The sequence below is a fragment of the Psychrobacillus syltrankelensis genome, assembly GCF_055454035.1.
Map to the genome: position 1 here is coordinate 2260557 of NZ_CM144227.1, position 14465 is coordinate 2275021.

Consider the following 14465-nt stretch of genomic DNA (forward strand, 5'->3'; position numbering starts at 1 on the left):
CTGTAATCATTTGAGGTAAATTACGAAGTTGGATAGAAAAGCTATTTCCTACCCAGGTTATTACATACTAATATTTACTGGAGTTACTAAAAGTCAATCACACTGTTTAGCCTCCTATGGTTCATAAGCCCCCGGGTTATGTTTTTGAGGAAATTTATATACCGATCTGTCTTTAATGTTAAAAACTATCGTATTCCATATAAAAAAGACCTATTCAAAAATCTAAATAGGCCTTTTTAGTAGAATTATTCTGAAATAAGACGTTTTTCCTTACTTACATGAACTTGATTCAAAATCAGTGCACCGAACATTTGAATAATAGTCTTCACAATAATTTGACCAAAAATAGCTGCAGGCACGGCTTCCCAGGGTAGTATATTGGCTCCGAGCGGACTCAAGCCAATTATTACGAAAATGACAGAATCAAGAAATCCTCCTACGATTCCACTGTAAAACACACGCCAAGACATTGGTAGTTTTAAACGTGTATAGATCTCTGTATCAGCTGTTTCAGAGACAACAAATGAAAGTGCAGATGCAGCCACTATCAATAGTGTATCTCCCAGTATGTATGAAGCCAATGCTGATAAGATTAATGCTGTAAAAATAAACAAATACGTCTTTGCTCTGCCATATTTATTTTGCACCAGATCCCGGAAAATGAAGGTCGCTCCAATCAGTAGAGTTCCCATAGGAACAATAAACATTCCAAACTGTAATGGTGCAAATGCTGCAGTTACCACATTAGCGGTGATAATAGATATTACATAAAATAATAATCTCATGTTGTTACTCCTCAAGTAAATTTAAATCAGTTTTGTTGCAGACCACTAAACCCCTCTTTTATTTCCCCAAACAAGGGCATGTAGCTGTGGAAGTACTTTGACATCTCTTAATTCATCATCCGCAATTACCCAGTCTATCAGCTCTTCATATTTTTCTAATAAATGGCCGATCAGCTGTGGATTGTCAGTCGCCGTGATATCATCATTACCGACCTGGAGATAAAAAGGAATCATCGGATATTGGTGGTGAACTTGTTTGGCATATTCATAATCCTCTTGATTAAAAATTACTACTTTGAGGGATATATGCTGCTCTCTATCTCGATTTTTAAGTTTTTCAAAGATATCAGAGAGCATAGAGAAATCCGTAGTCATTCCGGAACTGGGAGGCTTAGGTGAAATCGTCAGTTCATCGATATCAAACAGCCATTCCTGCCATTTGCTTCCCTGTGTCTCAACTCCGATTTTAATATTGTTATCTTTTAAAATCTTAATTAGTGCTTCCAAATTTCGAAGAAGTACCGGATTTCCACCCGAAATCGTGACAAATGAAAAACCATTGCCTCCTAGACGTTTCAACTCAGACCAAATTTCTTCTGCTGTCATTTGGACAATCAGATGCTTGCCGCTGCCATCCCATGTAAACGATGAATCACACCAGGAACAGGAATAGTCACAACCGGCAGTCCGCACAAACATTGTCTTCTGACCCACAACCATTCCCTCTCCTTGAATCGTCGGTCCAAAAATCTCCATTACGGGTACCTTACTCAACTTCCATCCACTCCCGTCTTGCTTCAGCATAACTAGTCGGAGTTTCGTATAGTCTGATAAATTCTACACGCGCCCCATTATTTCGTGGATAATCCAGCAGGACTTCCACCAACTTTTCGTAGATCCAGACAACGATGTTCTCTGCTGTCGTATTCATCGGAGGAAGGGTTTCATTTAAATAACGATGATCCAAATATATCTCTATTTTTTGTTTCCATATTTCTTTTATATCGCCAAAATCAATCATCAAGCCACGTTCATCCGTGTATCCACTCAAACCTAAAACGGCACGATACGTATGGCCATGAAGGTTTTTACATTTCCCCTCATAGTTATGTAAATGATGGGCAGCATCAAAGGTAAATTCCTTACTCACGAGAACACGTTTGGAATGATAGCTCAATTGACTTCTTTGAATATCTTCCTCTATTTTTTGGAGCTTATCGACAATTCTAAAATCAGACATGCCTTAGGACTCCTTCTTGAAGCTTAAATACTCATCAAGCCCTTTTTGGCGCAGTTTACAGGCCGGGCACTCACCACATCCATCTGCAATTACACCGTTATAGCAAGTCAACGTTTTCTCTCGAACAAACTCAAGCGCCCCGAGCTGATTGGCAAGTTCCCATGTCTGTGCTTTGTTCAGCCACATTAGCGGTGTATCAATCACAAAGGTATCGTCCATAGATAAATTTAACGTTACGTTCAAGGATTTAATAAAAACATCACGGCAATCCGGATATCCACTAAAATCCGTTTCACAAACTCCAGTCACGATATGCTTTGCCCCTATTTGGCTTGCTAAAACTCCAGCAAATGAAAGAAAGAGCAGATTTCTTCCTGGAACAAAAGTCGATGGAAGATCACCTTCTTCACCGTCTTCTACTTTTATGTCTTCTCTTGTCAATGCGTTTGGTGCAAGCTGATTCAGAAGCGACATATCAAGAATATGATGCTTGATACCGAGTTCCCTTGCTATCTCTTTCGCACATTCAATTTCAAGGCTATGCCTTTGACCATAATCAAAAGTCACTGCCTCTACCTCTTTAAAACGTTCTTTTGCCCAGAACAGACAAGTCGTGCTGTCCTGACCACCACTAAACACAATAATTGCTTTTTCCTGCTTCATCTGTAAAGACTCCCTTATAACGAGAAAAAAGCAACTTAAAAAAGAATACTTTTCTCTTCTTAGTTTTTTAAAGAGGGTAGCTAAAAACCTCTTCCTTCGCAACGTGGACTATTTAATTCCTCGTTTATCGATTGTCTATTTTTTCTGGGTAAAGATCATGGTTCATCAAACGAAAATTTGCCATCTCTTCGTATTTGGTACCCGGTTTACCATAGTTGCACCATGGATCAATGGAAATCCCTCCACGTGGTGTGAATTTCCCCCAAACCTCTATGTACCTTGGATCAAGTAGCTTAATTAAATCGTCCATGATGATGTTGACGCAATCTTCATGAAAATCACCATGGTTCCTAAAACTAAATAAATATAATTTTAGAGATTTACTTTCTACAATTTTTTTATCCGGTATGTACGAAATATACATCGTTGCAAAATCAGGCTGTTGTGTAATCGGGCATAAACTAGTGAATTCTGGACAATTAAATTTCACGAAATAATCACGATTAGAATGAAGACTATCTACCGACTCCAATACCTCTGGCGCATAATCGAATGAATACTGCGTACCTTGATTACCTAACAATGTTAAATCCTTTAAACCTTCTTCATGACTTCTTCCAGACATAAAAAAACCTCCCATTAAAAAGTTTCCCAACACTTTTCAAAAGAGGTATCTACAAACATTCTATTACAAACTTATAGGATAAAAACAAAAAAAGCCACGTCCAAATATGGACATGGCGAATAGTCATGTATCCATAGTTTTTTATAGAGGGTATGAGCTATGAACCTCTCCCGATTAAGTTCGGGTACTTAACTATAATATAAAAGACTAGTTAAAACGTCAAATAGATATTTATGTAGTGAAGAGAAACTATAAAAGGAATCTATAGTAAATCCAGATATGAGAATTAAGAGGCCTCTAGATTAAAGTAATTCAGATGATAATCTCTTATTTTAAGAAATTATCAATTTTTTTAATATTATCTTCTAAATTTATGTATAAACTCGAAATAGATTGACTATATTGTTAATAGAATACGAGATTCAAGGAGGAATAGAAATGAAAAGTCCAATAGGTTTACCAGAACAATTACCAGAAACATTAGATGAGTTATTGAAGCTATTATTACAAACGGTTGTCGCATAGGAGAGATTATAGATTAATAATAAAACTTGGAAACTTAGAAAAGTAGATATTACTACTTCTGTCAGGTAGTGATATCTACTTATTCATTTTACTCCAACTATACCCCACTCTTTCCTTTGCGAGAACTTCAAATTTAAATCCCCATTGACCATCCTATACCATTAAGAAACTTACTATAAAATATACAAGAAGCAAACATATAAAACACAATCTTTCAGTTGTTCTTGAATGAATCAAACTCTATTTTTCTCTAATATATTTCTACCACAGGAGAATGTTTTATGAAGGATAAAGGATATGTATTATGGAATATGTATAGTATTCGAAAAGGAGCTGAACTCATATGTCATCGTCTGCTTTAAAAAACCAAATTGAAGCACTTCAAAATGAAATTCTTGAGAAGAAGAAAAAACTTTCGGAGCTAAGAATGTCCGTACCAGAAAGAGTTGTTCATAATTACGAATTCACTACATCCACTCATCAACAAACTACCATACGTGAGTTGTTTGGTGACAAGAATGAATTAATTGTCGTTCATAACATGGGAAAAGGTTGTTCTTATTGCACGATGTGGGCGGATGGCATTAATGGTGTGTTTCATCATTTAATTGCTAAAGCTGGCTTCGTTTTAGCTTCTCCAGATACACCTGAAGTGCAAGAGGATTTTTCAGCAAGTCGTAAATGGCAGTTTCCTATGATTTCAACTAAAGAGAGTACTTTTACAGAAGATATGGGCTTCCAAAATGAGAAGCATCACCATCCTGGAGTGTCCACTTTCCGTAAAGATAACGAGGGTAACATTTATTTAATTGCACAAGCACCATTTGGACCTGGCGACGATTTTTGTTTGACTTGGCCATTGTTTGACTTACTTCCATCCGGTTCAAATGATGTTGTTGCTAAACAGAATTTAAACAGTCACTCCCTATTCCAATTAACAAATAATATTGCAGTAGGTGTTAATGATTATCCTAATGCCGTTGAATTCTATGAGAATATTTTAGGAATGAAAAAGGAACGAAGTTTGGAGAATGAGACGAAGTTTTCAATGAGTGGTACAAACTTCTTCATTGAAGAAAGCTCGGAAAACAATACATTCTTTGAATTTGCTGTAGAGGATTTTGAAAAAGCAAAGAATCTTCTATTAGAAAATAGATGTGTCATCACGAAGAAGTTTGAAGAAAAAAGCGTAATGATTGCAGATCCATATGGATTGAAGTTTCATCTGTTTGAAATATCAAAGTGAATTGGTTTTCCCTGTGTCAGACACTAATGAGAATTGTGTTTCACACAGGGACATTTCTAAAAAAACTTGTCTCTTTCTACTTTACTTATTCTAAGTGCGAATCCTGAATACCACTTTTCATAACCTAATTGTTGTGCCACTGCATGTTCAGCATGGTCTTTCCATGCTTTTATAGCGTCCAATGAATCCCAATATGAAACGGTAATTCCCATTTCCGAATCTCTTGCACTTTCAATACCTAAAAACCCTTTTTGAGCTGATCCCAACTCCACCATTTTTTCTGCCATTACCTCGTACCCAGCCGACTCTTTCATTCTCGACGAAAATATTACCGCATAATAAGGGGCTTTAGGCGTTTTTGCAAATTCACTCATACTAATCAACACTTCCTCCTTTTACATGACACTACTATTTTATCATTTTAATTTTATGACTTTCTTGTTTGTTGCACACGGAATCGACTCTATCCCTCCCCAAGGTTCGCAAGTTTTTTTCCTCCGTTTGTAATGCATTTTGCATTTCTAGGCACATTCGTATTAATTCATCTCGATGAAGAGTACTAGATTCTAATAAAAAACAACTATACTACTAATAACATAGTAAGTATTAAACAAAAAAGCATGTTCATCATTTAACCAGAAAAGGTTATTTGGTGACATGCTTTATGATTATTATTATTTGAAGTTAAACAGTAAATCGGGAAACTCTATGTTGTAATTCTTCCGCTAGATTAGCTAAGGACACAGCCGCCGCGGTAACTTCCTCCATTGATGCTAATTGTTCTTCGGATGCGGCACCTACTGAATTGGAGCTATCTGAAGTTACCTTAGCAACAGTGGACATTTCTTTTGCATGAGCAGATACTTGGTTCACTTTAACTTTAATATCATTTGAAATAGTTGAAATATTGCCTACTTGCTCTTTTACTTGTTCTACGGCTACGAGAATATCATTAAATGTGATTTGCGTGTCATGAGCAATATTTAGTCCAGAGCGAACACGATCCTTTACGTCATTGATCGATGCAACCGTTTTTTTCGTGTCACTTTCAATTTCTGTAGCTATACTTGTAATACCTGTAACAGAATGTCTTGTTTGTTCTGCAAGCTTTCTTACCTCATCTGCTACAACTGCAAATCCTTTTCCTGCTTCCCCAGCTCTTGCAGCTTCTATTGCTGCATTTAATGCAAGTAAATTTGTTTGTTCTGCAACGTCTGTTATTAACTTTAATACATGAACTATTTCTTTCGTACGGTCGTTTAGAGTGACAAGTGCATGGTCAGTATACTCTACTGATTCATTTATTAAATTCATCTGCTCTACAGTATCTTTAACAAAGTTTGAACCTTGTTGAGTCTTTTCGTTTGTCGAAAGGGTTAGCTGCAATGCTAATTCTGCTTTTTCCGCTATTTGAGAGATAGCGTTTGAGCTTTCTTCTGCTGATTGTGCTGACTTTTCCGACATAGAAGTTTGTTGTTCTGCTCCTTCTGATACTAATAGAATGGAGGTAGAAATCAATTCAGTCCCCTTCATCGTTTCATCTGCACTTGCCATCAACTCTTCAGCTGAAGCCGCAACTTGATTGGAGCTATCAGAAACATGTGTAATAACGTCTCTTAAATTAATAGTCATCTGTCCAAAGGCATCTTGTAAGGCAGCCACTTCATCGCGCGTATCTACTTTTACATGACTTACCGCTAAGTTTCCATTTGCAATTTCTTCTGCATTTTTTGTAATTCTTCTGATTGGTTGAACAATCCGATTTGTGAAGAAGAAAACGAGTATAATACTTCCTACTAAAAGTAGTACAACTAAAATAATGGAGATGGATACAATTCCATTTATCTTCGTTTGTAAATCTGCTTGCATAGTCGCATATTGTGCCGTGATACTCCTTTTCATCTCAATAACATCATTAGTTAAGCCTTTAGTTCGCAGAGACTGACGCTTAATTTCGGATTGATTTTGAGCTGTAATTGCACTGTTAGATTCATTAAGTATTTCTTCGTATTTATGTGAGATTCGTTTAGATAATTCCTTTTGATCATTACCTGTTAAATCAGGCGATAATTGATCATAAATAGACTTAATAGATGCTAAATCCACCTCGATGTCGTTTTTATTGCTTTCCGAAAGATTTAATGAGTAAGCATTTAAAGACTTTTGAAGGCTTTTTGATGAACTATTTAGTTCTTCTACTGTAACTAAAGTTTGGACAATCTCTTCAGTTGAAGATTTTAAAGCTGATAACTGAATAATGTTGTAGCCAATAATACAGGCAGATAACAATAAAGGGGTAATAGAAATCATTAATATCTTTTGTTTAAGTTTCACTTGTTTATCATCTCACTTCCTACTCATTTACAGTAATAGATCCATTTGTAATATCTTCTTTTAGCTTTTTGAGTGTGTTTTTTTCCGCTGACGAAAGTTCAATAATGCGTATAGGAGCTATATCTACACCAGCTTCTTTTATGCCTAATTCATAATCCTTTTTTGAAATTTTTCCTGTTTCAGCCCATTCTTTTACGGCATTGAATATAGCAACATCAACTTGTTTTAACATAGAAGAAACTACTGCTTTTTCGGCTAAATAAAACTGATCGCTATCTACACCAAATGAATATGTTCCAGCTCGTTGCGATTCTAGTATGACACCTACTCCAGTATATCCTGCAGCTGGATAGATAAAATCTGCTTTAGATAAAATCATCTCTTTCGCTATACTTTCACCTATTTTTTCGTCACCGAAGCTTCCTGCATACTTTGAAAGTACTTGCGCTTCTGGATTAACTTCTTTTACACCTTTTATAAAACCAGTTTCAAACTTTTTAATAATCGGGTTTTCCATTCCACCAACGAATCCAACGACATTACTACTAGTTTTCATGCCTGCTATTGCTCCTATTAAATAGGATGCCTCGTCTTCCTTGAACGTTACATTAATAACGTTTGGTAATTCTGACTTAGCATCGATTAACAAGAAAGTACTATTTGGATATTTTTTTGCAACCGCTTCTAGTGCCTCTTGTATAGCAAAACCTAGCCCAATTATTAGATCATTTTTTTCCGCTACAAGCTGTTCAAGTCCTTCTTCATAGGTTTTAGTATCTTTAATTTCTCGGTAATCGAAAGAAATATTTAATTCGTCTCTAGCTTTTTCAAGTCCAGCAAATCCTAGATCAGAAAAAGACTGATCTCCTAATCCCGCTTCGGAAAGCATTATTCCTATCTTAATTTTGGGGGTTTCTGGGTTTTCATTATCATTAGAACATGCAGATAGTACTGATGCTAAGATCAATATTATACAAATGATAAAATGTTTGCGCATATAACCATTCCTAACTATTTAGTGTTGTCACAAGATTTCTATCGTCTTGAGAATTAAGTTATTAATAGTAAGTGGAATACACGAAATTATAAGATATTTTCGGTGTTTGTCACCATTTTTGTATAAATGACATTCCATCCTTTTCGAGTAGGTCATCTCATCTTGATACACTAGTTCGAAGGAATTCGGAAAGGATTCTTCCCTAAAACCAAAATGCTCCAAAGCCGCACATAAGATTCCGGGTTCTAATACAATTCGGAATTGATAAGTAACATCTGAGTACAATAAAAAAGACCACTTGATGTTTGAGCATCAAATGGCCAATATAATAGCAAAATTATTTTCGCAGGAGCAGGTTCCCTTAAAGGGGGATTGGCTCCTTTAATTCCATCGGGAGTTAGCCAACCACCCTTGAGCTACCTATCTATATGCTTAAATAATACTTTGACTGGCACCTTTTCCTTCTAGTAAGTATAAAGAGGAGTTAAAGGTCAAACCTTTCTATCTATACATTCTTCTTTATTTCCTCAACAAAAGCTCTGACCTCTTCCTCTTTAGTTGCCCATGATGTTACTAATCGAATTGCAGAGTGTGTGGAATCAATTTTTTCCCATACAATAAACGAGTAATTTTTTTGAAGCTCTGCAATAAGTGCGTTCGGTAATATCGGAAAGATTTGATTGGACGGAGAATGAGTCAAAAATGAAAAATGGACATTGTTACATGCTTCTCTAAGGATGGCTGCCATCTTATTCGCATGCTGAGCCAATTCAAAAAACAAATCATCCCGGAACAGCTCATAAAATTGAATACCTAACAGTCTCCCTTTTGCGAGAAGAGCCCCTTTTTGTTTCAAATGAAAACGAAAGTCTTCTTTTAAAGAATTACAGCAAATGACTAACGCCTCTCCTAAAAGGGCACCATTCTTGGTCCCACCAATATAGAAAGCATCCACAAGTGCGGGAATGTCACTTAGCATTAAGTCATTATCATCAGAGCACAGCGCTGACCCAAGTCTTGCTCCATCCATATATAAAATAAGTTTATGCTCTTTACAAAAATCTCTTAAATCTGTCAGTTCACTCTTTTTGTAGATAGAGCCGATTTCTGTCGAATTTGATAGGTAAACCAACTTTGGTTTTACCATATGTTCATCTGTATGTAAGTCCAGAGCTTCTTTTACTAGTGAGGGACTCAGTTTTCCATTTTTTGTTTCTACCGATATGACTTTATGTCCAGTAGCTTCAATTGCCCCTGTTTCATGTGTAAGAATATGACCTGTACTAGCAGCGATTGCCGCTTCATGTGGTCGAAGAAAAGCGGAAATTGCTGTTAAATTTGTTTGGGTTCCGCCTGATAGTAGGTGTATATCAACGTCCTGTCTCCCTAATTTCTCCTTCAAAAGCTCGATTGCTTTTTGAGTAAAGCGATCACCGCCATAGCCTTCTTCTTGTACAAAGTTTGAATCTATTAAAGCCTGTAAGATTCTAGGATGCGCTCCTTCACTGTAATCATTCTTGAAGCTATACATATATATTCCTCCATTCTATTTTCGTGGTGTTCGGTTTGAACTAGATGCCTAATAATATTTCTAATATACTCTCTTTGAAGCTTAAAATCTAATAGACATTCTGTATGGATAAATTCCTTTCTTCATAATTCAGCTTGATTTCCGCTATAAGCGGACGCTTTCCGCGGGGTGAGCGATGAGCCATCACCGCTGGAGCGCCGCCTGTCGCTCCAATCAATATGTTAAGTATTGTTTTTGTTTTAATAATTAAATGCTATTTTATGAAATTAACTCATTTATCATTTTTTAACGATATAATATTCTGAAGAGTAAATTATATATTATTTAAATGGAGGGGAGTATTTGTTAGAGAAATAAATAATAAGATATCTCAATCAGGTAGCAATCTATCTGATCGTTTGGAAGACAAATTGACTGGAGATTTTTTTGGAGGTATTCGATATTTACCTTTTGAAAATGGTCTTAAATATATATTATCAACTGCCCTTTTCAGCAACTCTAAAGTTATTCAAGATTGGTTAGACATTGGAGAAAATGAAGAGTATTCATGGTATTAAAGAAAAATTAGTTTAGAAAAGAGGGAAATATAATCGAGAAGAAAAGCATATTTGCATTGATTATATACTTAATAGTGACGAGCATCTGTCTGTTCTACTTTTTTTATGATACGAAAGAATACGTACGCATAAATTCCCTCACCTACTTTTTACCAATAACTCTATCATTCTTTATTATAACGTGTTGCTATATTTTGTTTATGGTTTTTGGTGATAAAAAAGATAAAGAGGTACTCTTTAAAATGATTGTTTGGTTCATAATTGTATTTGGGAGTATCACTTTGTTATATGAATTCGTCAAACCGAGCTATACCTATGCAGAAGCGAAAGCAATAGTAGAGCAAAAATACAAAGTGAAAGTTATAGATAGTCATTTTACAACCACTTTTGAAATAGAACCTGGCACAAACACTACAGAAGTCTACCGTATGACTGCAATTAAAGATTCAAAAAAAATTGAGTTAATGTTTAATCCGTATACAAAGGAACTAACATTTCTCAAATAAAACTGCTTTAATTCAGCTTGATTTCTGCTATAGGCGGACGCTTTCCGCGGGGTGAGCGATGAGCCATTACCGCCGCATTCGCGTCGTTTGTAATGGCTCATCTGTCTCACTCATCCCGCCGGAGTCGCCGCCTGTCGCTCCAATCAATAAGTTAAGTATTGTTTTTGTTTTAATAATTAAATTCTATTTTATGAAATTAACTCATTAGGAAGATATATAAATAAAAATATGAACTAATGATAGAAATAGTAGAGTAAACCAACAAAAATACACCACTTATCATCAAGTGGTGTCAGGTTGCAAAGAATTTTATAATTTGAAGGTGTTACTTCAGACTGATTGAAAACGCTTGTCAGTCGAGGCGCGCCAGCCCGAGGCAGAAGCGAATAGAACTTAAGTTCATGAGCTTACAACGACGGGCAAGCAACGAAGAATGAAAGCGTTTGTCAACAGTCTGACACCACTTAACATCAAGTGGTGTATGCATAATGCAACAGGATTTGGCTGCCTTTTTCTATTTACATTGTCTGAAGTTTATACTTTTTAATTTCAGGCGGAATGGGTGACACATAGTCTTCACCATTTCGCTGCTCAATTAATTCTAACTTCGCTTTTTCAAGGATATCAGGGTTATACAGGGCTTCAATTGCAGTTGCTGCCATGACTTTACCAGCATGAAGCATTCCCTTATGAGCAATTGAGGTTTTTCCAGTTGAAACCACCTGCCAAGTATGAAGCGGAGTTCCGACTGGTTCACACGCTACCAAACATTGTACGGTAGGGACAATCCAGCTCACATCGCCAACATCCGTTGTTCCTGGCAATACCCCATTGGATGGAATAAATGGATCAATCACATCCGCTAAATCTTTTCCTTCTAGTTCTTTATTGGCCTTAATATCTTCCCTTTTATCTGCCTCAGATAGAGTTGACCGAATTGCCTTCGCAAATTGTATTTCTTTTTCATCATACTGAGGAACGCCTAAGGCAACAAAGTTATCATGCATGACTTTTTCTAATGTATTATTTGGCAAAATATCAGCGGCAGCAGAAGCAAAGTCTATTTCTAATTGTGTTCCGGTCATTAGAGCAGCACCTCTTGCAATATCACAAATGCGTTGATAGATTTCTTCTGTTTGAGATACACGTGGCGCACGGATAAAATATAATACATCTGCCTTTTCTTGAACGACATTTGGTGAAAATCCGCCTGAATTGGTTATAGCGTAATGAACCCTTGCTTCAGGAATAATATGTTCCCGTAAATAGTTTACACCCACATTCATTAGTTCAACTGCATCAAGCGCGCTTCTTCCAAGATGTGGACTAGCAGCAGCATGAGCACTTTTTCCTCTGAATCTATAGGAAACTTCATAACATGCAAGAGATGACATCGACCAAACGGCATTTCGAGACCATGGATGCCAGCATACGGCAAAATCTACATCATCAAATAGCCCCTCTCTTACCATGAAGGTTTTTCCGCTGCCAATTTCTTCTCCGGGACACCCGTAGTAACGGACCGTTCCTTCTAGATTGTTTTCTTCTAAGTAATGACGGATTGCAATTGCAGCTGCTAATGCACCTGTACCAAGTAAGTTATGTCCACAGCCATGCCCATTGCCATTTGTAACTACTGGATTATACTCAGTTTCTCCTCCAACTTGGCTTAGACCAGTCAAGGCATCAAATTCACCTAATATGGCAATAATCGGTTTCCCTGTTCCAAAGCTTCCGATAAAGGCTGTATCGATATTTCCTACTCCTTTTTCAACAGTAAAACCTTCTTCTTCTAAAGTTTTACATAATAATTCTGCTGATTGAAACTCTTCGAAGCCTGTTTCAGCATAACCCCAAATTTGATCACTTACAGAAATCAATTTATGGCGTTTTTCTTCAATAATTTTGGATAGTGCATCACGATAATCCAACTCATTCACCTCTTTAGATAAATATTTTTAACTTTATTTAGCTTAAGTCTCTCACTTCTACAAAATTCTTTTTATTAAAAAGGTCCATAATTAATAGCTTGAGCAATGATTAAAAAGATTATAACTACTACAACCTGAATAATAACATATGGCAATATCCATTTTGCCCATTTGGAATAAGGAATATCTATCATACCAAGACCTGCGAGTAGCACGCCACCAGTAGGAATAATTAAATTAGAAACTCCGCCTCCCATTACAGTAGCAAACGCAGCTGTTTGTCTCGTTACACCGACTAAATCTGCTAACGGTGCCATAATAGGCATAACTAAGGATGCATGTCCGCTTCCAGATGGAACAAGGAAATGGATGAAGAAATTGACAACTGCAATCCCTATGGCTGTTACGCTAGGCGGTAGGCCGTCAAGTAAACCAGAGGAAGTATGTAATATGGTGTCTAATAATTGGCCGGATTTAAGAACAACTAGAATTGTATTTGCAACACCAATAATCATGGCTCCTGGAATCATTTCAGAACAACCTTTTAAAAATGCATCTGTTATTTCATTTCCAGAAAGTTTTCCAATAAGCGCCATAACTATAGCACCTAGTAAGAAAACTCCTACGATTTCACTGATATACCATTCAAGACTAATAACACCATAGATAAGGGCAATAAAGCAGCCTAAAAAGACTAAAAGAGAAATCGCATGCCTTTTACTCAACTTGTAATTGTTTTCAAACTTAATGCTTTCGTTTCGGTTAAACTTCCCGTACACCGCTAATTCCGGATTTTTTTCTATCTTATTCACATGTCTCCAAATGTAGACTACAGACAAAATATAAAAAACAACGTAAATCCCAATACGTAAGCCAATTCCTGAGTACATAGGAAGTTCAGCTACTGTTTGAGCAACTCCAATTGTAAAAGGATTCGTAATTCCTGATGTAAATCCAGCGCCTAGCATCCCAAGAAATACAATTGCAATGCCAGTTAACGCATCAAAGCCTAATGCAATCGCCATCGGAGCAATGATAGCAATATAGACCAAGGAGTCCTCAGCCGATCCAATGAGGGTACCAAGTAATGAAAAAAGTAACACCATAACCGGAATAATCAATTTTTTTCTTGCACCAAATTTTTGCACAGTAAATCTAATTAAAGCATCAATGGATCCTGTAGCTTGCATAATCCCAAGTGCACCGCCAAATAGTAATACAAATAGGATAATCGGAGCGCCGTTTACCATACCTTGGTGAAAAGAATTAAACATGTCCAGTAATCCTACAGGCGTTTTTTCTACGTATTCAAATTTTGTAGGGTCAATTATAGTTCTGCCATTTTCCTCATGTCTCTCATATTGTCCAGCAGGTATCACATAGGTTAGCACAGTAATAGTGGCAATAATTAAAAACATTAGAACATAGGCACTTAATCCGCCTTTTTTCTTTTTTTTCTTTTCAGTGCTTTCTTCTATCTTTAATGGTTTGGAAGTACTCATACTTAACACTCCTTTATAGTTAA

At 36.5% G+C, this 14465-nt stretch carries 15 protein-coding genes and 1 riboswitch; of the genes, 4 read left to right on the top strand and 11 right to left on the bottom strand.

Annotation, left to right across the window (positions count from 1 at the left end; translation table 11 throughout):
* Positions 1–245 precede the first annotated feature (245 nt).
* From ACTSKG_RS10895 to queF, 5 genes are all read right to left on the bottom strand, one after another.
* Positions 246–785, bottom strand: a complete 540-nt coding sequence (locus tag ACTSKG_RS10895; protein WP_464754647.1) for a VUT family protein — start codon at positions 783–785, stop codon at positions 246–248.
* Positions 786–830: 45 nt separating this feature from the next.
* A complete protein-coding gene (gene queE, locus ACTSKG_RS10900; RefSeq protein WP_464754648.1) occupies positions 831–1559 on the bottom strand; it encodes a 7-carboxy-7-deazaguanine synthase QueE in 729 nt (242 codons plus the stop codon).
* On the bottom strand, positions 1552–2025 hold the full coding sequence (gene queD, locus ACTSKG_RS10905) for a 6-carboxytetrahydropterin synthase QueD (RefSeq protein ID WP_464754649.1): 474 nt from the start codon (positions 2023–2025) through the stop codon (positions 1552–1554). Before queD ends, queE begins: the two co-directional genes overlap by 8 nt.
* A gap of 3 nt (positions 2026–2028) precedes the next feature.
* The gene (queC, locus tag ACTSKG_RS10910) at positions 2029–2688 is read right to left on the bottom strand and encodes a 7-cyano-7-deazaguanine synthase QueC (protein ID WP_464754650.1); all 660 of its coding nucleotides are present in this window, start codon (positions 2686–2688) and stop codon (positions 2029–2031) included.
* Between the two features lie 124 nt (positions 2689–2812).
* Positions 2813–3313: a preQ(1) synthase gene (gene queF, locus ACTSKG_RS10915; protein ID WP_387583522.1), complete on the bottom strand. Its 501-nt coding sequence runs from the start codon at positions 3311–3313 to the stop codon at positions 2813–2815.
* 127 nt (positions 3314–3440) lie between these two features.
* Positions 3441–3487, bottom strand: a riboswitch (PreQ1 riboswitch).
* A 228-nt stretch (positions 3488–3715) separates the two neighbouring features.
* On the opposite strand from queF, the gene ACTSKG_RS10920 reads away from it, so the two are divergent.
* Both ACTSKG_RS10920 and ACTSKG_RS10925 read left to right on the top strand, forming a co-directional pair.
* Complete coding sequence (locus ACTSKG_RS10920) at positions 3716–3838, top strand: hypothetical protein (RefSeq protein ID WP_464754651.1); 123 nt, start codon at positions 3716–3718, stop codon at positions 3836–3838.
* 343 nt (positions 3839–4181) lie between these two features.
* A complete protein-coding gene (locus tag ACTSKG_RS10925) occupies positions 4182–5084 on the top strand; it encodes a DUF899 family protein (RefSeq protein WP_464754652.1) in 903 nt (300 codons plus the stop codon).
* Between the two features lie 56 nt (positions 5085–5140).
* Here ACTSKG_RS10925 and ACTSKG_RS10930 read toward each other — a convergent pair whose 3' ends face one another.
* From ACTSKG_RS10930 to ACTSKG_RS10945, 4 genes are all read right to left on the bottom strand, one after another.
* Positions 5141–5458: an antibiotic biosynthesis monooxygenase family protein gene (locus ACTSKG_RS10930; protein ID WP_464754653.1), complete on the bottom strand. Its 318-nt coding sequence runs from the start codon at positions 5456–5458 to the stop codon at positions 5141–5143.
* Between the two features lie 310 nt (positions 5459–5768).
* Positions 5769–7418, bottom strand: a complete 1650-nt coding sequence (locus ACTSKG_RS10935) for a methyl-accepting chemotaxis protein (protein ID WP_464754654.1) — start codon at positions 7416–7418, stop codon at positions 5769–5771.
* A 19-nt stretch (positions 7419–7437) separates the two neighbouring features.
* Positions 7438–8415 carry a BMP family lipoprotein gene (locus ACTSKG_RS10940; RefSeq protein WP_464754655.1) on the bottom strand — a complete coding sequence of 326 codons (978 nt, stop codon included), beginning with the start codon at positions 8413–8415 and terminating at the stop codon, positions 7438–7440.
* 505 nt (positions 8416–8920) lie between these two features.
* On the bottom strand, positions 8921–9946 hold the full coding sequence (locus ACTSKG_RS10945; protein ID WP_464754656.1) for a threonine aldolase family protein: 1026 nt from the start codon (positions 9944–9946) through the stop codon (positions 8921–8923).
* 410 nt (positions 9947–10356) lie between these two features.
* On the opposite strand from ACTSKG_RS10945, the gene ACTSKG_RS10950 reads away from it, so the two are divergent.
* A complete protein-coding gene (locus tag ACTSKG_RS10950) occupies positions 10357–10503 on the top strand; it encodes a hypothetical protein (RefSeq protein ID WP_464754657.1) in 147 nt (48 codons plus the stop codon).
* 242 nt (positions 10504–10745) lie between these two features.
* The gene (locus ACTSKG_RS10955; protein ID WP_464754658.1) at positions 10746–11009 is read left to right on the top strand and encodes a hypothetical protein; all 264 of its coding nucleotides are present in this window, start codon (positions 10746–10748) and stop codon (positions 11007–11009) included.
* A 518-nt stretch (positions 11010–11527) separates the two neighbouring features.
* Here ACTSKG_RS10955 and ACTSKG_RS10960 read toward each other — a convergent pair.
* Positions 11528–12940: a M20 family metallopeptidase gene (locus ACTSKG_RS10960; RefSeq protein WP_464754659.1), complete on the bottom strand. Its 1413-nt coding sequence runs from the start codon at positions 12938–12940 to the stop codon at positions 11528–11530.
* Between the two features lie 74 nt (positions 12941–13014).
* Complete coding sequence (locus ACTSKG_RS10965) at positions 13015–14442, bottom strand: YfcC family protein (protein WP_464754660.1); 1428 nt, start codon at positions 14440–14442, stop codon at positions 13015–13017.
* Positions 14443–14465 lie beyond the last annotated feature (23 nt).